Annotated in this window: 23 protein-coding genes and 1 riboswitch; of the genes, 19 read left to right on the top strand and 4 right to left on the bottom strand. The window is 71.0% G+C overall.

What is annotated here, in order from left to right; genetic code table 11:
* From ABZ297_RS30010 to ABZ297_RS29990, 5 genes are all read left to right on the top strand, one after another.
* Window positions 1–1,506: an ATP-binding protein gene (locus ABZ297_RS30010; RefSeq protein ID WP_355352740.1), complete on the top strand. Its 1,506-nt coding sequence runs from the start codon at window positions 1–3 to the stop codon at window positions 1,504–1,506.
* Entirely contained in the window at window positions 1,503–2,168 is a 666-nt protein-coding gene (locus ABZ297_RS30005; protein ID WP_355352738.1) for a response regulator, read from the top strand. Before ABZ297_RS30010 ends, ABZ297_RS30005 begins: the two co-directional genes overlap by 4 nt.
* Before the next feature lie 71 nt (window positions 2,169–2,239).
* The gene (locus ABZ297_RS30000) at window positions 2,240–4,276 is read left to right on the top strand and encodes an N-acetylneuraminate synthase family protein (protein WP_355352736.1); all 2,037 of its coding nucleotides are present in this window, start codon (window positions 2,240–2,242) and stop codon (window positions 4,274–4,276) included.
* A 10-nt stretch (window positions 4,277–4,286) separates the two neighbouring features.
* Window positions 4,287–5,264: a glycosyltransferase family 2 protein gene (locus ABZ297_RS29995; RefSeq protein WP_355352733.1), complete on the top strand. Its 978-nt coding sequence runs from the start codon at window positions 4,287–4,289 to the stop codon at window positions 5,262–5,264.
* A complete protein-coding gene (locus ABZ297_RS29990) occupies window positions 5,264–6,505 on the top strand; it encodes an alpha-2,8-polysialyltransferase family protein (protein WP_355352730.1) in 1,242 nt (413 codons plus the stop codon). The genes ABZ297_RS29995 and ABZ297_RS29990 overlap by 1 nt, the downstream gene beginning before the upstream one ends.
* Before the next feature lie 131 nt (window positions 6,506–6,636).
* On the opposite strand, the gene ABZ297_RS29985 is transcribed toward ABZ297_RS29990, so the two are convergent.
* On the bottom strand, window positions 6,637–7,818 hold the full coding sequence (locus ABZ297_RS29985; RefSeq protein WP_355352727.1) for a DUF6716 putative glycosyltransferase: 1,182 nt from the start codon (window positions 7,816–7,818) through the stop codon (window positions 6,637–6,639).
* A complete protein-coding gene (locus ABZ297_RS29980; protein ID WP_355352724.1) occupies window positions 7,815–8,759 on the bottom strand; it encodes a hypothetical protein in 945 nt (314 codons plus the stop codon). Before ABZ297_RS29980 ends, ABZ297_RS29985 begins: the two co-directional genes overlap by 4 nt.
* A 167-nt stretch (window positions 8,760–8,926) precedes the next feature.
* Here ABZ297_RS29980 and ABZ297_RS29975 point away from each other — a divergent pair, with 167 nt between their 5' ends.
* The 13 genes from ABZ297_RS29975 (at window position 8,927) to ABZ297_RS29915 (ending at window position 22,139) form a co-directional block, all read left to right on the top strand.
* Window positions 8,927–9,466, top strand: a complete 540-nt coding sequence (locus ABZ297_RS29975) for a GNAT family N-acetyltransferase (RefSeq protein ID WP_355352721.1) — start codon at window positions 8,927–8,929, stop codon at window positions 9,464–9,466.
* 254 nt (window positions 9,467–9,720) lie between these two features.
* Window positions 9,721–10,545, top strand: a complete 825-nt coding sequence (locus ABZ297_RS29970; RefSeq protein ID WP_355352718.1) for an aldo/keto reductase — start codon at window positions 9,721–9,723, stop codon at window positions 10,543–10,545.
* 18 nt (window positions 10,546–10,563) lie between these two features.
* On the top strand, window positions 10,564–11,517 hold the full coding sequence (locus ABZ297_RS29965; RefSeq protein ID WP_355352715.1) for a Gfo/Idh/MocA family oxidoreductase: 954 nt from the start codon (window positions 10,564–10,566) through the stop codon (window positions 11,515–11,517).
* 118 nt (window positions 11,518–11,635) lie between these two features.
* Window positions 11,636–11,772: riboswitch (cyclic di-AMP (ydaO/yuaA leader) on the top strand.
* A gap of 13 nt (window positions 11,773–11,785) precedes the next feature.
* Window positions 11,786–12,469: a CHAP domain-containing protein gene (locus ABZ297_RS29960; RefSeq protein ID WP_355352712.1), complete on the top strand. Its 684-nt coding sequence runs from the start codon at window positions 11,786–11,788 to the stop codon at window positions 12,467–12,469.
* Window positions 12,470–12,699: 230 nt separating this feature from the next.
* Complete coding sequence (locus ABZ297_RS29955) at window positions 12,700–13,128, top strand: YciI family protein (protein ID WP_355352787.1); 429 nt, start codon at window positions 12,700–12,702, stop codon at window positions 13,126–13,128.
* A 46-nt stretch (window positions 13,129–13,174) separates the two neighbouring features.
* Complete coding sequence (locus ABZ297_RS29950; RefSeq protein WP_355352709.1) at window positions 13,175–14,410, top strand: RNA polymerase sigma factor; 1,236 nt, start codon at window positions 13,175–13,177, stop codon at window positions 14,408–14,410.
* Window positions 14,411–14,685: 275 nt separating this feature from the next.
* A complete protein-coding gene (locus ABZ297_RS29945) occupies window positions 14,686–16,023 on the top strand; it encodes an extracellular solute-binding protein (protein WP_355352706.1) in 1,338 nt (445 codons plus the stop codon).
* 59 nt (window positions 16,024–16,082) lie between these two features.
* Window positions 16,083–17,033 carry a sugar ABC transporter permease gene (locus tag ABZ297_RS29940; RefSeq protein WP_355352703.1) on the top strand — a complete coding sequence of 317 codons (951 nt, stop codon included), beginning with the start codon at window positions 16,083–16,085 and terminating at the stop codon, window positions 17,031–17,033.
* Window positions 17,030–17,860 (top strand): carbohydrate ABC transporter permease, encoded by an 831-nt coding sequence (locus ABZ297_RS29935; protein ID WP_355352700.1) that lies wholly within the window; start codon window positions 17,030–17,032, stop codon window positions 17,858–17,860. Before ABZ297_RS29940 ends, ABZ297_RS29935 begins: the two co-directional genes overlap by 4 nt.
* Entirely contained in the window at window positions 17,857–19,281 is a 1,425-nt protein-coding gene (locus ABZ297_RS29930) for a GH1 family beta-glucosidase (protein WP_355352698.1), read from the top strand. Before ABZ297_RS29935 ends, ABZ297_RS29930 begins: the two co-directional genes overlap by 4 nt.
* Complete coding sequence (locus ABZ297_RS29925; RefSeq protein WP_355352695.1) at window positions 19,262–20,260, top strand: LacI family DNA-binding transcriptional regulator; 999 nt, start codon at window positions 19,262–19,264, stop codon at window positions 20,258–20,260. The genes ABZ297_RS29930 and ABZ297_RS29925 overlap by 20 nt, the downstream gene beginning before the upstream one ends.
* 44 nt (window positions 20,261–20,304) lie before the next feature.
* The gene (locus ABZ297_RS29920) at window positions 20,305–21,150 is read left to right on the top strand and encodes an aldose 1-epimerase family protein (RefSeq protein WP_355352692.1); all 846 of its coding nucleotides are present in this window, start codon (window positions 20,305–20,307) and stop codon (window positions 21,148–21,150) included.
* 17 nt (window positions 21,151–21,167) lie between these two features.
* Window positions 21,168–22,139, top strand: a complete 972-nt coding sequence (locus ABZ297_RS29915) for an aminoglycoside phosphotransferase family protein (protein ID WP_355352689.1) — start codon at window positions 21,168–21,170, stop codon at window positions 22,137–22,139.
* A gap of 116 nt (window positions 22,140–22,255) precedes the next feature.
* On the opposite strand, the gene ABZ297_RS29910 is transcribed toward ABZ297_RS29915, so the two are convergent.
* Window positions 22,256–22,672 carry a DUF6463 family protein gene (locus tag ABZ297_RS29910; RefSeq protein WP_355352686.1) on the bottom strand — a complete coding sequence of 139 codons (417 nt, stop codon included), beginning with the start codon at window positions 22,670–22,672 and terminating at the stop codon, window positions 22,256–22,258.
* Window positions 22,673–22,677: 5 nt separating this feature from the next.
* Complete coding sequence (locus ABZ297_RS29905; protein WP_355352683.1) at window positions 22,678–23,292, bottom strand: DUF2867 domain-containing protein; 615 nt, start codon at window positions 23,290–23,292, stop codon at window positions 22,678–22,680.
* A 114-nt stretch (window positions 23,293–23,406) separates the two neighbouring features.
* Between ABZ297_RS29905 and ABZ297_RS29900 the strand changes: the two genes are divergently transcribed.
* Entirely contained in the window at window positions 23,407–23,955 is a 549-nt protein-coding gene (locus ABZ297_RS29900; protein ID WP_355352680.1) for a TetR/AcrR family transcriptional regulator, read from the top strand.
* Window positions 23,956–24,156: the final 201 nt, after the last annotated feature.

Below are 24,156 nucleotides of genomic sequence, written 5' to 3'. Positions count from 1 at the left end.
ATGCGACGCTGGAGCCTGGCCGGACAGATGTTGGTCCTGCAGCTGCTGGTGGTCGCCGTCACGCTCGCCGGCGCCACCGTGGCCGTCTCGGTCCTGGCGAACCAGCTGGTCGAGGCCGAGGCGATGGCCTCGGCCAGGGCGGCGGCGGCCAGCGTGGCGGCCTCGCCCGACGTGCAGACCGCACTCGACGACCCGTCGCCCACGCTGCGGCTGCAGCCGTTCGCCGAGCGGGTGCGGGTCGACGCCGGCGTCGACTTCGTCACCATCATGAAGCCCGACGGCACCCGCTACACCCATCCCAACCCGGCCGAGATCGGCAGGCCGTTCCTCGGCCACATCCAGCCGGCGCTGGAAGGCCGCACGTTCACCGAGATCTACACGGGCACGCTCGGCCCGTCCGTGCGTGCGGTCGCCCCCGTGCGCGCCGGCGAGAGGGTGCGGGCGCTGGTCAGCGCCGGCATCAAAGTCGACAGGGTGAGCGCCAGGATGCGCGGGCAGCTCGCCTGGACCGGGCTCATCGCGCTGCTCGGGCTGGGCCTCGGCGCGGCGGGCACGTGGCTGGTGACGGCGCGGCTGCGCCGCCAGACCCACGGGCTGGGCCCGGTCGAGCTGGGCCGCATCCACGAACACCACGACGCGGTGCTGCACGCCGTCAGAGAGGGCCTGCTGCTGGTCGGCAGAGACGGCGAGCTGACCCTGTGCAACGACGCCGCCCGGCTGCTGCTCGACCTGCCCGCCGACGCCGAGGGGCGGCACGTGGCCGAGCTGGGCCTGGCCGAGGTGCTGTCGGCGAGCGAGGAGCGGATCCACCTGGTCGGCGACCGGGTGCTGGCCGTCAACAGCGCCGCGAGCAGGCTCGGCACCGTGGTGACCGTGCGCGACCACACCGAGCTGCAGGCGCTGGCCGGTCAGCTCGACGCCGAGCGCGGCTTCGCCGAGTCGCTGCGCTCGGCCGCGCACGAGGCGGCGAACCGCCTGCACACCGTGATCACCCTGGTGGAGCTCGGACGCGCCGAACAGGCCGTGGCGTTCGGCACCGCCGAGCTGCGCGCAGCCCAGGAGCTGACCGACCGGGTGATGGGCTCGGTGCGCGAACCGGTGCTGGCGGCGCTGCTGCTGGGCAAGAGCGCCGAGGCGGCCGAGCGTGGCAGCGAGCTGGTGATCAGCCAGGACAGCGAGCTCGACGACGAGCTGGCCGAGCTGGGGCTCGACGCGCGGGAGCTGGTGACCATCGTCGGCAACCTGATCGACAACGCCATCGACGCGGCCTCGCGGGTCGAGGTGCACCTGCGAGGCGACTCCTCCGGGCTGGTGCTGCGGGTGGCCGACAACGGGCCCGGCCTGACCGGCGCCGACGCGTTCGCGAGAGGCTGGACCACCAAGGGCGACGGGCACGGCCTCGGCCTGGCGCTGGTGGGGCAGGCGGTGCGCCGGCTGGGCGGCACCATCGAGGTCGACGGTTCTGAGTTCACCGTGCGGCTGCCCGTCCCGGAGCCGGCCCGATGATCTCGGTGCTCGTCGTCGAGGACGAGGAGATCATGGCCGAGGCCCACCGCATCTACGTGGAGCGGGTGCCGGGCTTCGCGGTGGCGGGGGTGGCGCGGACCGGCGGGGAGGCACTGCGGTTTCTGCGGCACACGCCGGTCGATCTCATCCTGCTCGACCTGTACCTGCCCGACATGCCGGGGCTGGAGGTGTGCCGGGCGGCGCGGGCCGGGGGGCTGCTCTGCGACGTGATCGCGGTGACGTCCGCGCGCGACCTGGCGATGGTGCGCTCGGCGGTCTCGCTCGGCGTCTCGCAGTACCTGCTCAAGCCGTTCACCTTCGCCACGCTGCGGGAGAAGCTGAACCGCTACGCCCGCTTCAGGGAGGAGGCGGGCGAGATCGTCGCCCAGCGGGACGTCGACCGGGTCCTCGGCACCCTGCGCGGCAGCTCGGAGCTGCCCAAGGGGATGTCGCGCGACACGCTCGACACGGTCGCGGCGCACCTTCGGGGGCATCCGCAGGGCGTGTCGGCGCAGGCGGTGGGGGCGGCGGCAGGGGTGTCGCGGGTGACCGCGCGACGGTACCTGGAATATCTGGTGGAACTGGGGCTGGCGGCGAGGTTCCCGCAGTACGGCGGGGTGGGGCGGCCAGAGTTGCTCTACCGGATGCCCATGGAAAGTTAATGGGGGTGACGCTGCCAGTTCAACAGGGGCCTTTAGCTTCTGGGGACACCCCGAAGCATGGAGGAGTCACCTTGCGAGTCCTGGCCGTAGTTCCCGCCCGCGGAGGTTCAGCGGGCGTTCCCCTGAAGAACCTCGCCCTCGTGGGCGGCGTCCCGCTGGTCACCCGCGCGGTGCGGGCCTGCCGGCAGGCCGAACTGGTGGACCAGGTGGTGGTGAGCACCGACCACGCCGGTATCGCGGACGTCGCCCGTGAGGCGGGGGCGATCGTCGTGGACCGGCCCGAGGAGCTGAGCGGCGCGACCGCGTCCAGCGAGTCCGCCGTGCTGCACGCCCTCGACACTCTCGAGCAGGACCCCGAGGTGGTCGTGCTCGTGCAGTGCACGAGCGCGTTCATCGACCCGGAGAACCTGTCGTCCGCGGTGCGCATGGTCCTCGACGGCGAGGCCGACTCGGTCGTGTCCGGGCTGGCGACGCACGAGTTCCTCTGGACGGCCGCCGGCGCGGGCGTCAACCACGACCCCGCCGTCAGGCTGCGCAGGCAGGACCGCGAGGCCGAGTTCCGCGAGAACGGCGCGTTCTACGTGATGCGCACCTCCGGCCTGCGCGAGCACGGGCACCGCTTCTTCGGCACGATCGCCGTGCAGCCGGTGCCCGCGCAGCACGCCGTCGAGGTCGACAACCCTGAAGACCTGGACCTGGTCCGCGCGCTCGCCCCGTTCATCGACAAGCCCGAGCCGATCGACGTCGACGCGGTCATCACCGACTTCGACGGCGTCCACACCGACGACCGCGCCTACGTCGACTCCGAGGGCCGCGAGATGGTCCTCGTCAGCCGCTCCGACGGGATGGGCGTGGCGCTGCTGCGCAGGGCGGGCGTCAAGGTGCTGGTGATGTCCACCGAGCACAACCCGGTGGTCGCCGCCCGTGCCCGCAAGCTGGGCGTGCCCGTGCTGCAGGGCCTGGCCGAGAAGCGGACGGTGCTGCGCGACTGGCTGACCATCGAGGGCCTGGACCCGGCCCGCGTCGCCTACGTCGGCAACGACGTCAACGACCTGGGCCCGATGGCCGAGGTGGGCTGGCCGATCGCGGTGCCCGACGCGCACCCGAAGGTGCGCGCCGCCGCCCGGGTGGTGCTGACCAAGAACGGCGGCGACGGCGCCGTGCGCGAGCTGTGCGACCGGGTCGTGGCGGCCCGGCCCGAGCCCGCCGCACCCGAGGTGAAGGAGCGGCCCAGGTTCGGCCCGGTGGCGATCGGGGACGTGCTGGTGGGCGACGGCGAGCCGGTCTATGTGATCGGCGAGATCGGCATCAACCACAACGGCGACCTCGACCTGGCCCGCCGGCTGATCGACGTGGCCGCCGACGCGGGCTGCCAGGCGGTCAAGTTCCAGAAGCGTACCCCGTCCATCTGCGTGCCCGTCGAGCAGCGCGACCAGATCAGGCAGACGCCGTGGGGCGAGATGACCTATCTGGAGTACAAGGAGCGGACCGAGTTCGGGCACGACGAGTACCGGCAGATCGCCAAGTACTGCGCCGAGCGCGGCCTGCACTGGTTCGCCTCCCCGTGGGACGCCCCGTCCGTGGAGTTCCTGGAGGAGATGGACGTCCTCGTGCACAAGGTGGCCTCGGCCAGCGTCGCCGACCACGAGCTGCTGCGGGCGCTGGCCCTGACCGGCAAGCCGATCATCCTGTCGACCGGCATGTCCACGCTGTCGGAGATCGACAAGGCGGTCGAGATCCTCGGCACCGACAAGCTGATCATGATGCACGCCACGTCCACCTACCCGCTGCCTCCGGAGGAGGCGAACCTGCGCACCATCACCACGCTCAAGGAGCGGTACGGCGTGCCGGTGGGCTACTCCGGGCACGAGCGCGGGCTGCAGATCTCGCTGGCCGCCGTCACGCTCGGCGCGGTCTGCGTGGAGCGGCACATCACGCTCGACCGCACCATGTGGGGCTCCGACCACGCGGCCTCGCTGGAGCCCGCCGGGCTGGAGCACCTGGTACGCGACATCCGGATCATCGAGCAGGCCATGGGCGACGGCGTGAAGCGCGTCTTCCCTGGCGAGGAGGCGCCCAAGGCCCGCCTGCGCCGCGTGACCGTCTGAGAGAGGCACGTTGATCACACTCTCGGTCGTCGTGCCGGTCAGGGACGGCGAGCGCTTCATCGCCGACGCGCTCGCCTCCCTGTGCCGCAACGCACGGCACGACTTCGAGTTCATCGTGGTGGACGACGGGTCCGTCGACGCCACCGGCGCCATCGCCGAGGACTTCCTCGCCGACCTGCCGGGCCTGGCCGTCCTGCGCAACCCCACGCCCGTCGGCCTGGCCGACGCGCGCAACACCGGGCTGTCGGCGGCGTCCGGCCGGTTCGTCACGTTCATGGACGGCGACGACTGGCTCGCCCCCGGCTACCTGCCCCAGCTCGTCGAGGCCATCGACGGGCTCGGCTGCGACTTCGTCCGCGCCGACCACGTGCAGGTCGAGGGCCGCAAGCGGGTCGTGCACCGCGCCCCGCTGGCGCGGCGTGGCGCGGTCTTGCCCCCGCGTGAGGCGATCCTGCCCGCCGGGGTGCGGACCATGGTGGACTACCCGTACGCGTGGGCGGGCGTCTACCGCCGCTCGCTGCACGACCTGCTGCACTTCCCCGGCTCGCTGCACACGGCCGAGGACCGGCCGTGGATCTGGCGGCTGCACAGGGAGGCCACCACGTTCGCGGTGGTCTCGCTGGCCGGGGTGTTCTACCGGCGGCAGGTGGCCGGGTCGCTGACGCAGGTCGGCGACGAGCGGCAGCTGCACTTCTTCGACGCCTTCGACCTGGTGTTCAAGGATCTGGAGGAGGAGTTCCTGCCCAAGGCGGTGCGGAACTTCTGCGCGCTGCTCGCCCACCACCTGGAGATCGCCGACCGGTTCACCCCGCAGCTGCGGGCCCGCTTCGAGGAACGCGGCGCGCAGGCGGTTCGCGCGCTGCCCACCGACGTGGTGGTGGACGCCGTGTCACGGATGTCCGTCGATCGCGAGGCGACACTGCGGGCGCTGCTGCCCGACCTGCCCCCCAGCCCCCATGTCCGGCTGCGCCGGGATCGGGAGGATTGATGACGACGGTCTTCTACGCCTCGACGCTGTTCGGGGCGATGTCGCTGGCGGCCGCGATCGACGACGGCCGCTTCGGCGACGGCCGCCGGGTCCTGATCGTGTCGACGAACGCGGCGATCCCCGAGGTGGCCGTGCCGCTCGACAGGACGCCCGGCTTCGCCGTCCTGCGGTCCCGGTTCGACGAGGTGCACTCGTGGAACGACGTCATCGCGCCGCTGCACCCGTCGGACTGGAAGGCCCGGGTGATCGAGGTGCCGATGATGGAGCGGCTGATCCGCTCCTACCTGGACCTCGGCCAGGTGGACGAGCTGGTGCTCGAGTCGATCGCGGTGGCGCCGGCGCGGACGATCGCCGGGCTGGTGCGCGACTGCCCGATCACCGTCTACTCCGACGGGCTGATGAGCTACGGGCCCACCCGCGACCCGATGCCCGCCGAGATCTTCCGCCGGATCACCCGCCTGCTCCACCTGGACCTGGTGCCGGGGCTGACGCCGCTGCTGCTCAGCGAGTACGATGTGCCCCCCGTGGTCCTGCCCGACGCGGCCTTCCTGGCGGTCGTGAGGGAGGTGACGGCGACAGCGCCCGACATGATGGCCGGACAGGCGATGATCCTCGGCCAGTACCTGTCGGCGCTGGACATCGTCACGCCGGCCGAGGAGGCGGCGCTGCACGAGACCATGCTGCGCGCCCTGGCCGCCCGCGGGTACCGGACGGTCGTCTTCAAGCCGCACCCGTCCGCCGGGCGCAGGCACTCCCAGCTGCTGCGCATCGCCGCCGACGCTCTCGGGGTGCGGCTGATCGTGGCGGGCGAGAGCGTGCCGGCCGAGGTGTGCTTCGCCGCGCTCAGGCCGGAGCTGGTGGTGGGCTGCTTCTCGACCGGGCTGGTGACGGCCCAGCGGTACTTCAGCCTGCCGGTCGCCTCGTACGGCACCGAGCTGGTGCTGGACCGGCTGACCCCGTACGAGAACAGCAACCGGGTGCCGGTCACCGTCGTGAACGCGCTGCTCCCCCGGCTGTCGGAGGGCGGCGAGGTGAGCGCGGCCCCGCGGGTGGACCTGCAGGAGCTGGTGCGCGCGGTCGGCTACTGCATGCAGCCCGAGGCGTACCCGGAGCTGCGTCCGGCTCCGGGGTTCGGCTTCGACCCGCGCTACTTCAAGCGCAAGCGCCTGGAGACGCTCGCCCTGACGGCCAGGCCCACCGCGCTGACCCGGCTGCGCAGGAAGATCAGATCGGCGCTGTGACGCGAACCGCCCGGCGCGGAGCCCCCACGCCCGGCGCCTTCGGCGGACCCGCGTTCACCAGGGACGACTGAGCGCCCGGCGTGATGACTCCCGAACACCGGGAGCCATCACGCCGGGCGCTTTCGGCGTCGTCAGCTGAGCGCCTTGAGGTAGCGGCGCACCCGCCGCTTCGCCCGGTAGCCGGCCCGCAGAACCGTGGGCGGCACCTCGACCCGCAGCCTGGCCCGGCGGCGGGCGGCGGCGTGCGCCGGGCCGTCGAGCAGCGAGCGGGCCGGGGTGCGCGGGCCGGCGACCAGCCCGGTCAGCAGGCCCGCCCAGTCGTCGCGCTCCCGGGGGTGGAAGTAGTTGGCGGCGCACCACGCTGGGGAGGCCGCCCGGAAGTCGCCCTGGGTCAGCTCGTCGAGCGTCCCGAGGACGCCGCTGCCCTCGAACACCACATTGATCATCTCGGCGTTCACGCCGAAGTCGCTCAGAACCAGCAGCGGCACGTCCTGGGCGATGGCCTCCAGCGCCGCCGTGGAGCTGACGGTGACGAACCCGGCGGCCTGTTCAAGCTGCTCGGCCATCGAGCCCGCCGCGAACGACAGCCTGCCCGGCTCGCCGAGCTCCCGCCAGAGCCGCTGGTAGTGGTGGCGCTCGCGGTGCGTCTGCTGCTCGTCCTCCAGGGCGCGCATCTTGACCACCACGTCCAGGTCGGGGCGGCGCGCGGCCAGCTCGGCCAGCGACAGCAGGACGCGCTCCCGCTGCTCGCGCTCCTTGGGCACCTTGGCCTGGGTGGCGAACACCACCCGGTCGCGGCCGGCTCCGCGAGCGTCGCGCGCTCCGGCCCGCTGCGGCCGCAGGAACGGCAGCCGAGCCAGCCCGACCGCCCCTCCCCCGCCCAGCCGCGCGGCGATGGCGGAGAACTCGGCCACCTCGCGCTCGCTGTGCACCACGAACAGGTCGCAGCCGCTGCGGAACTCCCACGCCTTCTCGGTGGCCGGCACCGAGATGCCGGGCAGCCCCGTCGCGAACACCGGACGCGGGCGCAGCCCGTGCAGCACCTCCGCCACCAGCACGTCCACCACCGGGCCCGTGCAGGCGACGAGGATCACGTCGGGCCGCTCGCGCTCCGCCATCCGGCGCAGGGCCCGCGCCGACAGCACGGGCGGCGTGGCGCGCCCGCCCACGGCGGCGGCGATCTGCTCGGGCGACGGCGCGATCGGCGTGCGCACCACCACCAGGTCCGTCACGCAGCCGGGCGGCAGGTCGTCCAGCAGGCAGGCCGCCCACTTCAGGTACGAGTCGGAGTCGGCCACTGCCAGCACCCTCACCCGGTCACTCCTGTCAAATGAGAGCGCAGCGCGGGAGCCGCCCTGCTGGTCCACCAGTCATCGGGAACGTCCACGGGTTCGACGGCGACGCCGCGCGGGCTGAGCAGCACCCGCAGCGAGGCGATCGCGGTCGAGGGCAGGCTGAGCACCCGCTGGCCGGGGTCGAGCCCGCGCAGGGTCAGCTCGGCGGGCGCCCCGGCGTCGTGCACGGTGATGCCGGGACGCTCGCGGATCACCGCGACGTCCTGCGGGTCCTCGCGGCGGTGCGGGTAGTAGGCGAGCGGCTCCTGCTCGGCGAGCGCGGTCAGCCAGCGCAGGTAGTGGTCGCGGTGGACCAGCCCGTTCCTGACCAGCGCGGTGCCGAGCACGACCGTCCGCTCGACGGGCCCGTGCTTGCTCGGCGGCTGGTCGCGCAGCCAGTCGAAGCCGTGGCGGACCAGCTCGACGCCCGCCCTCCTGACGCCCGCCTCCAGCTCCTCGTCCACGGGCAGCGCGGTGAAGACGGACACGCGGCTCGCGCGCAGCCTGAGCGCGGCGGCCAGCCCGAGCGCCGTACGCAGCGGGCCCGGCTCGGCGCGTGCCCGAAGCAGCGGCCGGAACGGCCCCGCGGCCAGCAATTCGAGCAGGCGGAGCGTGGCCAGCCCGTCGTCGACGATGACGATGTGGCCCGGGTTGGATGTCAGCCAGCGCAGCTGCACCTTGCCGGAGAAGGCGTCTCCGACGGCCTGCATCCTGCGCGGCATCTGCTCGCGCGGCTCCGTCAGCTCCAGCCCGTCGGGCAGGTCGAGCCGGTTCAGCTCCTTGCGGGTGGCCCGCAGCGCCCGCAGGCCCGCCCGCGGCACGACCGCGGTCTCGGGGCCGAGCAGCCCGGCATGGTGGGCCTCGACGGCGCACAGCATCTGCAGGGGAGATTCCACCCAGGCCGACGCCTGCTTGCCCACTCTGTCTCCCAGTCTGTTCTCCCAGCCGGGTGATGGCCCGTTCACGACCGCTTCAAGCTAGCCCCGCCGACTTACGCCGCGAAAAACGCCACGTGAACAGTGACTCCTCCGCTCTTTGACGGGAACGACCGCATCCACCACGCTTAAGGATCTTGTAGGGTCCGTTCATGATCCGAGCTTCCTCGGTGGGCGATGCGCCCGCCATCGGCCGTCTCAAGGTCCGCGCCTGGCGTTCGGCGTACGCCGGCTTCATGTCGGAGGCGTTCCTCGACGCCCTGGACCCGGCCGAGGACGCGGCGGACTGGGCAGAGTACCTGGCGGCCATGCCGCAAGACCATCGGCTGTGGGTGGCCGAGCACGACGGAACCGTCGTCGGTTTCTGCCGCACCGGACCGGCGGACGACGACGCCGACCTCGGGGCCGGCGCCGCAGAGGTGTACGGCCTGTACATCGAACCGGACCTCATCGGCACGGGCCTGGGCCGCGATCTGTTCGCCCATGCCCTCACCGACCTCGAAACCCGGGGCCACGACCCGATCTGCGTCTACGCCTACACCCCCAACGCCACCGCCCTGAGGTTCTACGAGAAGGCCGGATTCACCAAGGACGGCGTCACCCGCCTCGACGAAGAGGACGGCACGGGAGTACCGGAAGCACGCCTGATCAGACGCCTGGGGACGCGAACCGGCAGCGTGCCCCTCACGTAGACGGGCCCGGGACCGCCGCAGCCTCACCACGTCCGGCTTTTTTCCTGGCGGGGCCCGGATACCTCCCGGCCCCAAAGGACCGGACTTCCTCCGGAGGTCATGGTGAACGCACGTGTCACCCATTGCGCCACGCACGCAAGCTACTACGCTCAGCAATGCGTCGAGCACGTGTTCGACAGGAAGCAGGCGACACCATGCCGCGCTCCTCTCCCGCCCGAAGGCGGGGCGGGAGTCACCATACTCAAGGAGTTTCGATGAACTCGCTCATGCTCAACATGGACGGCGTGCAGATCCCGCAGCTCGGCTTCGGGGTCTGGCAGGTCCCCGACGACGAGGCCGAACAGGCCGTGAAGACCGCGTTCCAGGCCGGCTACCGCCATGTCGACACCGCGCAGGCCTACGGCAACGAGGCGGGCGTCGGGCGTGCGGTCCGCGACTCGGGCGTCCCGCGCAGGAAGCTGTTCATCACCACGAAGCTGTGGAATGCCGACCACGACCAGGCCGAGCGCGCCTTCGAGGGGAGCCTGTCCAGGCTCGGGCTCGACTACGTGGACCTGTACCTCATCCACTGGCCAGTGCCCGAACAGGACAAGTACGTCGAAGCCTGGCGGGCGCTGGAGAGGATCTACCGTGACGGCCGGGCCAAGGCGATCGGCGTGTCCAACTTCGCCGTCGAGCACCTCACGCGGCTGCTGAACGAGACGGACATCTCTCCTTCTCTCAACCAGATCGAGCTGCATCCCTACTTCCAGCAGAAGCAGCTGCGCGACTTCCACGAGGCCAACGGCATCCTGACCGAGGCGTGGAGCCCCCTCGGGCAGGGCAGGGAGCTGCTGGACGACCCAGCGCTGGCCGTGCTGGCCGGCAAGCACGCCAAGACCCCCGCCCAGATCGTGCTCCGCTGGCACGTGCAGCTCGGCCACGTGGCGATCCCCAAGTCGGTCACACCGTCGCGGATCAAGGAGAACGTCCAGGTGTTCGACTTCACCCTGGACGTCGAGGACATGGCCGCCATCGGCGCGATGAACCGCGGTCTCCGGATCGGGCCGGATCCGGACACCTTCAACTTTCTGGGGTAGATCCTTTACGCTCTCTCCATGAGAGATCTCGCCTGGGGTATCGCCGCCACCGGTGGCATCGCGCAGACCGTGGGCGCGGTCATCGCGGCGGAGCCGGGGATGCGTGTGGCGGCCGTCGGCTCGCGTGACCTCGGCAGGGCGGCGGCGCTGGCGTCCACGCTGGGCGCCGAGTCGGCCTACGGGTCGTACGCGGAGCTGTGCGCCGATCCGGCCGTCGACGCCGTGTACGTGGCCACGCCGCACGCCCAGCACCTGGAGGTGGCCGAGGCCGCGATCGCGGCGGGCAAGGCGGTGCTGTGCGAGAAGCCGCTCGCGGCCTCCGTCGCCGACGCCGAGCGGATGGTGCGGCTGGCCCGGGAGGCCGGGGTCTTCCTGATGGAAGCGATGTGGATGCGGTTCAACCCGCTCATCCAGCGGATCGCCGGCGACCCCCGGTTCGGCGAGATCCGGTCGGTGCAGGCGTCGTTCGGGTTCGCCTTGCCCTATGACCGGGCGCACCGGCTGTGGGCGCCAGAGCTGGGCGGGGGTGCGCTGCTCGACCTGGGGATCTACCCGTTCGGGCTGGCCCAGCTGCTGCTGGGGATGCCGTCGGAGCTGCAGGTGACGGGGTCGCTGGCGCCCTCGGGCGTCGACGCGGAGGTCGGCGGGGTGCTGCTGTACCCGGGCGGCAGGCGGGCGCTGGTGGAGGCGTCGCTCCTGGGGTCGTACCCGAACGAGGCCTACGTCGTGGGCACCGGGATGCGGGCGCAGATCGACGCGCCGTTCTGGGCGCCGCGCCGGGTGGTGCTGTCGGGGCCGTCGATGGAGGACGAGGTCCACGTCCTGGAGCCGGGCGAGAGCGGCTACGTCGGAGAGCTGCGCGAGGTGCGGGCGGCGCTGGCCGAGGGACGCACTGAGAGCCAAGTCATAACCCTTGACGATTCCCTTGCCATGATGGGGCTTCTGACGGACGCTAGGCGGCAACTCTCCTAGCTGGGCATTTATGCACTTGTAATCCGCTTGCCCGATGTATTACCTTCTAAGTCATTCGAGGCGTAACGTCCGGTTTGTCCGGTTCGTCGCCTGTCCATCGCAAGACACATCACAGGACTACCTGTGACCGCTGAATCCGCCTCGCGCGGAACCGGGGACCCACGTTCCTTGGGGTGAATCGGCACGTCAGTGCCGTAGGACAGCTTCCATGTCCGAACCCGTCAGCTAACCCGGTAAGCGGCATGGAAGCAAGGAGTATCCCCGAACGATGGCCATGCACCGACTTGCTCGTGCCCCGAAGTTCAGCTACGCCCGCGCCGCCCTCGGCGCGACCGTCATCGCCGCCGCGATCGCCGCACCCACGGCAGCCAACGCCCAGACCACCCCCTCCGCCGCGCTGACCCACCCGCAGCACTCGCAGGTGCGCCCGGCCGACCACGAGCGGAGCGCCAAGGTCAAGGTCACGGCCGCGCAGGTGATCGCCCTCGCCAAGGCGCAGATCGGCACCTCCGAGAACGCCCTGGGCGGCGGCACCAAGTTCCAGAAGTGGTACGCCGACTCGGCCCGCGCCGCCGAGACCATCCAGCGCGACGGCGGCACCAGGGCCGACTACATCAACGCCGCCTGGTGCTCGATGTTCGTCTCCTGGATCGGCGACAAGACCGGCCTCAGCGGCTCCATCGGCTCCGACGCCTACACCGTCGAGCACGCCAAGTGGTTCAAGCACAACGACCACTGGGGCACCGCGCCCAAGCCCGGCGCCGTCGTCTTCTTCGCCTGGAGCGGCAGCAAGAGCCTGGACGACATCAACCACGTCGGCTTCGTCGTCAAGGACAACGGCGACGGCACGATCTCGACCGTCGAGGGCAACACCGGCAACGGCGTCGTCGAGCAGCGGGTCCGTCCCACGTCTCAGGTCGTCGGCTACGGCTACCCCGACTACGCGGGCTGAGCCCCCCTCTCCCCCGCCATCCCCCAACTCCCCCTCCCCCTCTCCCTCACCATCCCCCTGCCTGCGAAGCGCGCGCCCGCTCCCCTCGGGTGCGCGCTTCGCAGGCTTTCGCGGTTGCCCGGGTCGAGAGGTCTCGGAAAGACTTCGACTCCGCTGTCGATTCGCGCCGCGCGCGTTCGACGCTGCCATGAGGCCGGACGCTCGACCGAAGGAGACGCGTAGTGAAGTTCATGATCGTGGGCAAGGCGAACGAGCAGACCGAGGCCGGGGCGCTGCCCAGCAGGGAGTTCGTCGACAAGATGATCGAGTACAACGAGGCCCTGGCCAAGGCCGGGGTCCTGCTGGCCGCCGAGGGCCTCTACCCGAGCTCGCACGGCGCGCAGATCTCCTACAGCGACGGCAAGGCCACCGTGATCGACGGCCCGTTCGCCGAGGCCAAGGAGCTCATCGCGGGCATCTGGCTGATCCAGGTGAAGTCCCGCGAGGAGGCCCTGGAGTGGGCGCTGCGCCTGCCCGTCCCGCCCGGCAGCAACGGTGTCGGGCTGGACGTCTGGCAGGTGTTCGACCCGTCCGACCTGCCGGAGGAGTCCATGACCCCCGAGACCGCCCAGCGGGAGGCGGACCTGCGCGAACTCCTGAGAGACAGGCGCGAGTTCTGACCTGCGGCCGTTGCGGCGCTCGGCCGCGGGCTGCTCTGATAGGCGGGTGACGGGTTCTGACACGCACCGCGCCATCGAGGCGGTCTGGCGGATCGAGGCCGCCCGGCTGATAGCCGGGCTGGCCCGGATGATGCGCGACGTCGGGGTCGCTGAGGAACTCGCCCAGGACGCGCTGGTCGCGGCGCTGGAGCAGTGGCCCGCGTCGGGCGTGCCGCGCAATCCCGGCGCGTGGCTGATGACCGTCGCCAAGCGCCGGGCCGTCGACATGGTGCGGCGGAACGAGCGGTTCGAGCGCAAACTCGTCGAGCTGGGGCGGGAACTGGAGGACGAGCAGCCGCCGTCCGACCCCGACGAGATCGAGGACGACCTGCTGCGGCTGGTGTTCACGGCCTGCCATCCGGTGCTGTCGACCGAGGCCCGGGTGGCGATGACGCTCCGGGTGCTCGGGGGGCTGACCACCGACGAGATCGCCCGGGCGTTCCTCGTCGCCGAGCCGACGGTGGCCCAGCGGATCGTCCGGGCCAAGCGGACCCTGGCCGACAAGCAGATCCCGTTCGAGGTGCCGCAGGGAGACGAACTGGCGGGGCGGCTGTCGTCCGTCCTGGAGGTCATCTACCTGATCTTCAACGAGGGGTACTCGGCCACGGCGGGCGACGACTGGATGCGTCCCGGCCTGTGCGAGGACGCCCTGCGGCTGGGGCGGGTGCTGGCCGGGCTGATGCCCAAGGAGCCCGAGGTGCACGGGCTCGTCGCGCTGATGGAGATCCAGGCCTCGCGGGCCGGCGCGCGTGTCGGCCCGTCCGGCGAGCCGATCCTGCTGCTGGAGCAGAACCGGGCGCGCTGGGACAGGCTCCTCATCGGCCGCGGCCTGGCCGCGCTGGATCGGGCCGAAGAGCTCGGCGGCGCGCTCGGCCCGTACGCCCTGCAGGCCGCCATCGCCGCCTGCCACGCCAGGGCCCTCACCCCTGAGGAGACCGACTGGGCACGCCTCGCCGCGCTCTACGAGGCGCTGGCCAGGCTCTCCCGGTCGCCCGTCGTCGAGCTGAACCGGGCGGTCGCCCTCTCGATGGCGTACGGCCCGGCGGTGGGGCTCGAACTGGCGGACCAGCTCGTCTCCGAGCCCGCGCTCAAGGGGTACCACCTGCTGCCGAGCGTCCGCGGCGACCTGCTGGCCAAGCTGGGCAGGACGGCCGAGGCCCGCGAGGAGTTCGAGCGCGCGGCGGCGCTGACGCGCAACGAGCGCGAACGCGCGCTCCTCCTGGAGCGCGCCGCCGCCTGCTGAGCGCGCTCTCTGTCACCACGTGGCCTGCCCGGGAGGCGTCACGAAAGACACCTGTTGTGATGGGAGCGCTCCCATACAGCCGTCTGGGGCATCTGCGATGCGAAATCCGATTTCACCACGACGGTTCGTGCGGTTGGTAACGGTTACGTTGCGGTGGATTGACGAGGTCATGCGGCACGGGCACCCTTTGTGGGAGCGCTCCCAAATCATCCCATCGCGGCCGGCAGCACCGGGCCGCCCCGCACCTCCCACATCCACCCGAGAGGGGTTCCCCCATGATGATCAGCAAGCGGCGCGGCGGCCTGGCCGCGGCCTCCGCGCTGGCCGCGACGGCGCTGGCCGTCACCTCCTGCGGCTCCAGCGGAAGCCCTTCTGCCGGCGCGCCCGCCTCCTCCGCGGCGGCGCAACCGGTCACGATCAGGGTGCAGACCTTCGGCGGCGGCACGAACTTCGGCTACAAGAACGCGATCGCCAAGTGGAACGCCGAGCACAAGGACGTCCAGATCAAGGAAGAGCACCTCACCGACCAGTTCGAGCAGCAGTACTGGCCGCAGATGATCCAGTGGCTGCAGGCGGGCAACGGCGCGGGCGACGTGGTCGGCATCGACGAGGGCGGCATGGGCCTGGCCAAGGCGCACCCCGAGTGGTGGGCCGATCTGAAAGAGTTCGGCCTGGACTCCCGCAAGGCCGACTTCCCCGCCTGGAAGTGGGAGAACGGCGTCACCCCCGACGGCAAGGTGTTCGGCCTGGGCACCGACATCGGCGGCATGAGCCTGTGCTACCGCACGGACCTGTTCAAGAAGGCCGGCCTGCCCACGGAACGGGACAAGGTCAGCGCCCTGTGGGCCAGCTGGGACGACTTCGTCAAGGTCGGCCAGCAGTTCCAGGCCAAGGTGAAGGACACCAAGTTCACCGACGGCACCAACACCCTCTATCAGGTCGTCCTGTACCAGGAGGCGGCCAAGAACGGCAACGTCTCCTACTTCGACAAGGACAACAACCTCATCGTCGACAAGAACCCGGCGGTGAAGACGGCCTTCGACTTCGCCACGAAGATGAGCCGGCTCGGCCTGACCGCCAAGCTGCGCAACTTCACCGACGAGTGGGCGGCGGGCACCCAGAAGGGCGCGTTCGCCACGGTCGGCTGCCCGTCCTGGATGCTCGGCGTGGTCAAGGGCAACGCCGGCGACGGCGGCAAGGGCGAGTGGGACGTGGCCGCGGTGCCCGGCGGCGGCGGCAACTGGGGCGGCTCCTGGCTCGCGGTGCCCAAGCAGAGCAAGCACCCGAAGGAGGCCGCGGCGGTCGCCGACTACCTGACCCAGGCGCAGACCGAGGCGAGCATCTTCACCGACTTCGGCAACATGCCGAGCAACACCAAGGCGCAGCAGGACTCCGCCGTGCAGAGCGCCAAGAACGAGTTCTTCAACGACGCGCCCATCGGTGAGATCTTCGCCAAGTCGGCGGCGAGCCTCCAGCCCGTCTTCCTCGGCGTCAAGCACGCCCAGGTCAAGAACGCCATCGAGTCGGTGATCCAGGGCATGGACGACGGCTCCGTCGCCTACGACAAGGCCTGGCAGCAACTGGTGGACGACGCGGTCAAGGCCGCGGGCTGATCTCCGCGTCCGGCCCGCCACGGGGGCGGGCCGGGCCCACTGCCGGCGAAAGGTCTGTTATGAGCCTCGACACCCTTCCGCGGACGCAGCGGCGCGATCGCCGCCTCCGTCCCGGCCGTCCCTGGCGATCCACCCTGGACGTCAAGGCGATGCCGTACGCCCTGGTATCGCCGTATTTCCTGCTGTTCGCCGCCTTCGGGCTGTTCCCGCTGGCCTTCACACTCTGGTACTCGCTCTACGACTACGACCTGGCCGGCACCGTCGAGTGGGCCGGCCTGGGCAACTACGCCAAGCTGCTGACCGACGAGGACTTCTGGAACGCCGTGGCCAACACGGTCGGCATCTTCCTGCTGGCCACCATCCCGCAGCTGCTGCTGGCCCTGCTGCTGGCCAACGCGCTCAACAAGCGGTTCAAGCTGCGCCTGGCGATCCGGATGAGCGTGCTGTTGCCGCTGGTCACCTCGGTGGTCGCGGTAGCGGTGGTGTTCACCCAGCTCTACGCCCGCGACTGGGGGCTGGTCAACTGGGTCCTCGGCTGGTTCGGCGTCGACCATGTCAACTGGCGGGCCGAGCGGTTCCCGTCCTGGATCGCCATCGCCACGATGGTCGACTGGCGCTGGACCGGCTACAACGCGATCATCTTCCTGGCCGGGATGCAGACGATCCCGCGCGACCTGTACGAGGCGGCGGCGATCGACGGCGCGTCGCGGCGGCGGCAGTTCTGGCAGATCACCCTGCCGCTGCTGCGCCCGACCATGGTCTTCGTCGTGCTCAACTCCACGATCGGCGGGCTCACGCTGTTCTCCGAGCCGACGACCTTCTACAACGGCAACGTCGACGGCGGGTCGCAGGGCCAGTTCCAGACGGTCGCGATGTTCATCGTCAAGCAGGGCTTCCGGGAGTTCGACTACGGCTACGCCGCGGCGGCCGCCTGGCTGCTGTTCCTGCTCATCCTCATCGGCGCGCTGATCAACTTCCTGCTCGTGCGCAGGATCGGGGGCACGACATGACCCAATGGTCACCGACCCTCATCACCAGGGTCATGCTGGGAGTGGCCGTCCTGCTGTCGGCCTTCCCCCTCTACTGGATGCTCGTCATCGCCTCGCGCACCAACGCCGACGCGGTGGCGGTGCCGCCGCCGTTCCTGCCCGGCGGGAACCTGGGCGAGAACATCCTCGGCGTCCTGCGCAACGAGGACGCGCACTTCCTGCTCGGCCTGACCAACTCCGTCATCGTGGCGACCGTCGTGACGGTCTCCGTGGTGGTCATCTCCACGCTCGCCGGGTTCTCCTTCGCCAGCCTGTCGTTCAGGGGCAGGAACGTGCTGCTGCTGGCCGTGCTGCTGACGATGGCGGTGCCGCTGCAGCAGATGGGCGTGGTGCCGCTCTACCGGCTGATGGTGACGCTGGGCTGGACGGGCACCCTCAAGGCGGTCATCCTGCCGTTCCTGCTCAACGGGTTCGGCGTGTTCCTGATGACCCAGTACACCCGGCAGGCCGTCCCGCACGAGCTGGTGGAGGCGGCCAGGGTCGACGGCGCCGCCACGCTGCGCATCTGGTGGAACGTGGTGCTGCCGGCGGTGCGCCCGGGGATGGCGGTGCTCGGCATCAACACGTTCATGCTGCTGTGGAACGACTTCATGTGGCCGCTGATCGTGCTGACCCCGGACAACCCCACCGTGCAGATCGCGATCACCTCGCTCAACGCCCGGTACGCGACCAACTACACGTTGATCTTCGCGGGGACGGCGCTGTCCATCATTCCGCTCATTGCTGTTTTCGTGGCGTTCGGCCGCCAGATCGTCGGCGGCCTCATGGAAGGTGCGGTCAAGGCGTGACGACACAGGAGGAGCAGACACGCTCCGAGCTGCGGTTCCCTGCCGGTTTCTCGTTCGGCGCGGCGACCTCCGCCTACCAGATCGAGGGCGCGGTGGCCGAGGACGGGCGCGGCACGTCCATCTGGGACACGTTCACCAGGACGCCGGGCCGCGTGCTCGGCGGCCACCACGCGAACGTGGCGATCGACCACTACCACCGCTACCGCGACGACATCGCGATCATGGCGGACCTCGGCCTGACCGCCTACCGGTTCTCGGTGTCGTGGCCGCGCGTCCAGCCGGACGGGGCCGGAGCGATCAACCAGAAGGGCCTGGACTTCTACAGGCGGCTCTGCGACGAGCTGCGCGGCCACGGCATCGACCCGTGGCTGACCCTCTACCACTGGGACCTCCCCCAGCCCCTGGAGGACCGGGGCGGCTGGCCGAACCGCGACACGGCGTACCGTTTCGCCGACTACGCCGCCGCCGTGCACGAGGCGCTGAAGGACCACGTCCACACGTTCAGCACGGTCAACGAGCCGTGGTGCGCGGCGTTCCTCGGCTACGCCTCCGGCGAGCACGCGCCGGGGCGGCGCGAGCCGGCGAACGCGGTCAGGGCGGCGCACCACCTGAACCTGGCGCACGGGCTGGCCGTCCAGGCGATGAACGCCAGGCGGGTCGGCGGCTGCGTGAACCTGTACGCGGTCACGCCCGCCACGTCCAGCGAGGCCGACCTGGACGCGGCGCGCCGCATCGACGGCCTGCAGAACCGCTTCTTCCTCGACGCGCTGCTGACGGGCCGCTACCCCGAGGACGTCCTGGAGGACCTGGGAGCGGGCACCGCGTTCACCGAGCCGGGGTTCATCCGGCCGGGCGACATGCAGACCATCAACGCCCCGATCGACGTGCTGCTGGTCAACTACTACAGCCGCTTCACCGTCTCGGGCGCGCCCGGCGGCAGGGCGTCCGCCGCCGCCGCGCCGACGGACACGGCCTCGCCGTGGGTGGGCAGCCAGCACGTGTCGTTCGTCAGCGGCGGCCACCCGGTCACCGCGATGGGCTGGGAGATCGACGAGAGCGGCCTGGTGGAGATCCTCACCAGGGTGGCGCGCGACTACCCGCCGATCGCGATGGTCGTCTCGGAGAACGGCTCCGCGTTCGACGACGTGCTGGAGGACGGCCGGGTGCACGACGCCGACCGGCTCGGCTACCTGGAGGCGCACCTGCGCGCCTGCCGCCAGGCGATCGAGGCGGGCGTGCCGCTGGAGGGCTACTTCGCCTGGTCGCTGATGGACAACTTCGAGTGGGCCTGGGGCTACGGCAAGCGGTTCGGTCTGGTGCATGTGGACTTCGACACCCAGCAGCGCGTGCTGAAGGACAGCGCGCTCGGGTATGCCCAGATCATCCGGCAGAATAGGCGTCATGAACCGACCGACTCTTGAGGCAGTCGCGGCCCGAGCCGGGGTAGGCCGGGGCACGGTGTCCAGAGTCATCAACGGCTCGCCGAACGTGAGCGAGAAGGCGCGCGAGGCCGTCCGGCAGGCGATCCAGGAGCTGGGCTACGTGCCCAACCGGGCGGCGCGGGCGCTGGTCACGCGGCGCACCGACACCGTGGCGCTGGTCGTGTCGGAGTCGGAGCTGCGCGTGTTCGACGAGCCGTACTTCGCCGGCACCATCCGCGGCATCGGCTCGGCGCTGTCCGAGACGGGCCTCCAGCTCATCCTGGCGATGGCGCAGTCGCGGGAGGAGCACGAGCGGCTGGAGACCTACCTGACGGGGCAGCACGTCGACGGCGTACTGCTGCTGTCGCTGCACGGCGCCGACCCGCTGCCGGGCCGGCTGGAGGCGATGGGCGTGCCGACCGTGCTGGGCGGCAGGCCGGTCGGCCCCGCCCCGCACAGTTACGTGGACATGGACAACAGGGCAGGGGCCCGGCAGGCGGTCAAGCACCTGCTGGGCCTCGGCCGCGCCGAGATCGCCACCATCGCCGGCCCACAGGACATGGGCGTGGGCGTCGACCGCCTGGCGGGCTACCGCGACGCGCTGCTCCCGCGCGGGCTGCGCGAGCTGGTGGCCTACGGCGACTTCTCCGAGGAGAGCGGGGCGTCGGCGATGCGCGAGCTGCTGGCGCAGCATCCGCGGCTCGACGCGGTGTTCGCCGCCTCCGACCTGATGGCGGTGGGTGCGATGCGGGTGCTCAAGGCCGAGGGCAGGGCCATCCCCGCGGACGTCGCGGTCGTCGGCTTCGAGGATTCCAAGGCGGCCATGCACACCGATCCGCCGCTGACCACAGTCCACCAGCCGACGGAGGCGATGGGCCGCCAGATGGCGCAACTGCTGGTGGCTCGCATCAACGGCGAGGAGCTGCACCAGCCCGTGGTCATCCTCGACACCCATCTGGTGCGGCGAGAGTCGGCTTGACCAGGAGATATCCTGCTCTTGACGATGACGAAAGGATACCCCCCGTGCCCCAGCTCGCCGGTGGCGGTTACATCGCGCAGGTCAGCCCGCGCGGCGCCGCGCTCAGAACGCTCAGGCACGGCGGGCGCGACCTGATCACCACCTGGCCCGCCGACGGGCCCGTGCCGTACTTCGCGGGCACGATCCTGGCCCCCTGGCCGAACCGGGTGGGCGGTGCCCGCTACGCCTTCGACGGCGAGAGCCACGAGCTGCCGGTGACCGAGCCGGAGCGCGGCCACGCCCTGCACGGGCTGGTGTCCGACGTCGACTGGCAGGTCGTGGAGCTGCTGTCGGTCGAGGACGAGCACGCGTTCGTCCGGCTGGCGCACACGATCACGCCCACGCCCGGTTACCCGTTCACGCTGCGCCTCCAGGTCGTCCACCGCCTCGACTCCCACGGCCTGACCACCACGGTCACCGCGCGCAACGAGGGCGAGCGGCCGGCCCCCTACGGCTGCGGCCCGCACCCCTGGCTGGTCGGCGGCGACGAGCTGCACCTGCCCGCGTCCAGGGTGCTGCTGACCGGCCCGGCCCTGCTGCCCGAGAGCCTGGCCGACGTGGCGGCCACGCCGTACGACTTCCGCGAGGCCCGCCCGCTCGACGGCACGGTCCTCGACCACGCCTTCACCGGCCTGTCGGCGGGCGAGGCGCGGGTCGGCGGCGTCCGCGTCACCTGGGATCCCGCCGTGCTGCCGTGGGTGCAGGTGTGCACCGGCCGCCAGCTCGACTACGAGGGCGTGGCGGTCGAGCCGATGACCTGCCCGCCCGACGCGTTCAACTCCGGCACCGACCTGGTGGTGCTCGCACCGGGCGACGAGCACGAGGCGAGCTGGACGATCAGCGCCGCCTGACTCCACAATCAGATCCCGTGGACAGCAGGACGAAACGCCGCGTATCCCCCGGCGATCTCGACTCCCTGACCCGGCGCGCACTCGGCCTCGGCGTCACACGGAGCACCGAACTGACCGACGGCTTCGCCAACGCCGTGTGGCGGCTCGCCCTCGACGACGGGCGTGAGGTGGTGCTCAAGCTGGCTCCGCCGCCCGAGCTCGACCAGCTCAGCTACGAACGCCACCTGCTACGCATGGAGGCCGCGGTCTGCGAACTGGCCGCCGGGGCGGGCGTGCCCGTGGCGACCCTGCTGCACGCGGGCTTCGACGACCCGGTGCTGGGCGGCGACTACCTGCTGCTCGGCGCGCTCGACGGCGTCCCGTGGAACCGGGCGCGCCCCGACGGCGAGGACGACCTCCGCCGCGAGCTGGGCCGTCACCTGGCCGCGCTGAACGGGATCACCGGCGAGGTGTTCGGCTACCCGCACGCCGGGATCATCGGCTCGACCTGGCGGGAGGCGTACCTGGCGATGGTGGGGGCGCTGCTCGGCGACACCGAGCGCTACCCGACCCCGCTCCCGCTGCCGGCGGTGGAGATCATGGCGGTCGTCGCCGCCGTGTCGCCCGTCCTGGACGAGGTGACGACGCCGCACCTGGTCCACTTCGACGTCTGGCAGGGCAACGTCTTCCTCGACCTGACGGGGCCGCCGCGCATCCAGGCCATCATCGACCACGAGCGGGCCTTCTGGGGCGACCCGCTGGCCGAGTTCGCCACGCCGACCATCTTCGGCGAGCTGCGCGAGGAGGATCCGCTGCTGGCCGGGTACCGGGAGGTCACTCCGCTCGACCTCACCGCCGCCGCGCGCACGCGGCTGGATCTGTATCGGGCCTACCTGTACCTGATCCTGCTGGTCGAGAACGGGCCGCGGCAGTACCCGGAGTCGGAGTACGCCCGCTACCGCACCCTCGCCACCGCGGGCCTGTCGGAGGCGCTCGACCGGCTGCGCTAGGGCGCGTATCGGATTGTGAGCAATCTGCGTGATTCGCCCGGATAGCGAGACCGCGCGCCTAGTCGTTTCCGCGTGCGCGGATGCGCGCTCAGTGTTTATGTGGGCCGCCGAGGTGCTCACACTCCGTTGAGTTCGGATGTGGGCTTGTGTTCGGGTGCGGGCGTGGCGGGTGTGGCGGCGCGGCGGATTCCGCACAACAGCAGGACGGCGGCGACCACCAGCACCGGCGCCGGGGTCGGCTCGGCGATGACGGCGAGCACGACAGACCAGGCCAGCACCGTCCAGGCAAGGAAGGCGGGCGGGGTCAGGCCGCGTCGGTCCATCCATAGCACGAGCAGGCCGACGAGTAGCAACGGCAGGCCGAAACCGGCCGGGTTGCCCCAGAAGTGATGGGCCGCCGGTGTGTCGTCCCGCCAGTGGCCCCACAGCTGCAACGACAGCCAGTCCCCATAGGAGGCCCGGCTGAACCACATCCCGAGGGTGAGGTGTCCGCCGCCGATGATGGCGAGGATGCGGCCGGCCCATTTGATCATGTGGATCACGCTCCTATCGTGGAAATGCCAGTGGTGGGGTTGCCGGCCTGCGACTGCCAGCCGCGGCCGATCTTCCGGGTCAGTGCCGGGGACACCACCAGCCGGCGAACCGGCGTGATCCCGGCCAGGTAGGCCTTGCCGAGCAGGCCGTTGGGCTTGACCAGCGTGGCCATCTGGCCTCGATAGCCGCCGGCCTGATCAGGCACCCAGCCCAGGTGCATCAGCGCGTGCACGGTCCCGTTAGCGGTCTCGGCGACGAACTCTGTGTCCGTCAGATACACCGCGGTGAACGGCACCCCGCGAAAGTCCGGGCCGCGCGGCCCGTCGCGCAGGTCCGCCGGCAGCCGATTGCGTAGCGACCGCACCCGCTCGCCGACGCCTTGGTCGCTCTTGTCCCAGCCCAGCAGGTCGCCCAGCTTCCAGCGGACCTCGAACAGCAGGTCATACAGCCGGGAGGAGTGCTCGCCGTTGCTGCCAGAGGTCATCTGTTGCACCAGTCTCGACAGGTCGTCGGGGCCGCCGGGGGTCGGCAGTTCCCAGACGTCCTCGAGCGTGAAATCGGGGGCGATCTCGTGGATGCGCCAGGGACGGGTGGTGTACGCGATGTTCGGGAGTCGCATCGTAGCCTCCTTCAATTATTCCATACAGTGGTGTACTGTATGGATAGAGGCTAGAGGCCACGAGACGGCGAAGACAAGATGCCGTGTCGCAGATCACACCGGCAGGAGAAATCGATGGCGGCCACAGCCCGCACCCCACGCGACACCTGGATCGAGGAGGGGCTGCGCGCCCTTGCCGCAGGTGGCCCGGACGCCGTCCGGGTCGACGTGCTGGCCAAGACGCTCGGAGTCACCCGAGGCAGCTTCTACTGGCACTTCAAGAACCGGGAAGCACTCCTGGAGGCGCTGCTGGACACCTGGGAGCAGAAAGGCGCCGACCAGATCATCGCGCGCATCGAGGCCGAAGGCACAGACGCCCGGGACAAAATACGACTGCTGGGCACCGTGGTCCCCCCCTCTCCACTGATGCCCGTCGAGCTGGCAATCCGCGACTGGGCCCGCCGGGACCTAACGGTCGCCGAACGCCTCCGCCGCGTCGACAACCGGCGCATGGGCTACCTCCGCACGCTGTTCAGCTCCTTCTGCCCCGACCCAGACGATGCCGAGGCTCGCAGCATGCTCCTCTTCTCCCTCGCCATCGCCAACCAGTCACTGGCCGCCGTCCACAGCACACACAGCCGCGCCGAGGTCCTCGCCCTGGCCACCCAGCACCTCCTGACCTGAACCGCCATCAGGCTGAGGTCGGATCAGGTGGAGGGCAGGTCGGCGAGCAGGACCGGAGAGGTCGTCGGGCGTCCGGAGCCGCCCGACGGCTCGACCGACCGGCCGGATCGTCGAGGGGCGGCGGCGAGGGAGCGGTCCCGGCCGCGGTGAGGACGCGGGCGCGGAGAGATAGGATGCTGGGGGTGTGGGGTAAGAGGTGTG

Origin of the sequence: Nonomuraea sp. NPDC005983, from assembly GCF_040614375.1 — a bacterium.
Classification (GTDB): domain Bacteria; phylum Actinomycetota; class Actinomycetes; order Streptosporangiales; family Streptosporangiaceae; genus Nonomuraea.
Note: the sequence above shows the minus strand (reverse complement) of the source record. Positions and strands in the feature narration are given on the sequence as shown.

Bases quoted from the DNA above. Each gene is read 5' to 3' on its own strand.
- ABZ297_RS30010 (WP_355352740.1), top strand. From the start codon at position 1: ATGCGACGCTGGAGCCTGGCCGGACAGATGTTGGTCCTGCAGCTGCTG.
- ABZ297_RS30005 (WP_355352738.1), top strand. From the start codon at position 1,503: ATGATCTCGGTGCTCGTCGTCGAGGACGAGGAGATCATGGCCGAGGCC.
- ABZ297_RS29990 (WP_355352730.1), top strand. From the start codon at position 5,264: ATGACGACGGTCTTCTACGCCTCGACGCTGTTCGGGGCGATGTCGCTG.
- ABZ297_RS29975 (WP_355352721.1), top strand. From the start codon at position 8,927: ATGATCCGAGCTTCCTCGGTGGGCGATGCGCCCGCCATCGGCCGTCTC.
- ABZ297_RS29970 (WP_355352718.1), top strand. From the start codon at position 9,721: ATGAACTCGCTCATGCTCAACATGGACGGCGTGCAGATCCCGCAGCTC.
- ABZ297_RS29965 (WP_355352715.1), top strand. From the start codon at position 10,564: ATGAGAGATCTCGCCTGGGGTATCGCCGCCACCGGTGGCATCGCGCAG.
- ABZ297_RS29960 (WP_355352712.1), top strand. From the start codon at position 11,786: ATGGCCATGCACCGACTTGCTCGTGCCCCGAAGTTCAGCTACGCCCGC.
- ABZ297_RS29955 (WP_355352787.1), top strand. From the start codon at position 12,700: ATGATCGTGGGCAAGGCGAACGAGCAGACCGAGGCCGGGGCGCTGCCC.
- ABZ297_RS29945 (WP_355352706.1), top strand. From the start codon at position 14,686: ATGATGATCAGCAAGCGGCGCGGCGGCCTGGCCGCGGCCTCCGCGCTG.
- ABZ297_RS29940 (WP_355352703.1), top strand. From the start codon at position 16,083: ATGAGCCTCGACACCCTTCCGCGGACGCAGCGGCGCGATCGCCGCCTC.
- ABZ297_RS29935 (WP_355352700.1), top strand. From the start codon at position 17,030: ATGACCCAATGGTCACCGACCCTCATCACCAGGGTCATGCTGGGAGTG.
- ABZ297_RS29925 (WP_355352695.1), top strand. From the start codon at position 19,262: ATGAACCGACCGACTCTTGAGGCAGTCGCGGCCCGAGCCGGGGTAGGC.
- ABZ297_RS29910 (WP_355352686.1), bottom strand. From the start codon at position 22,672: ATGATCAAATGGGCCGGCCGCATCCTCGCCATCATCGGCGGCGGACAC.
- ABZ297_RS29905 (WP_355352683.1), bottom strand. From the start codon at position 23,292: ATGCGACTCCCGAACATCGCGTACACCACCCGTCCCTGGCGCATCCAC.
- ABZ297_RS29900 (WP_355352680.1), top strand. From the start codon at position 23,407: ATGGCGGCCACAGCCCGCACCCCACGCGACACCTGGATCGAGGAGGGG.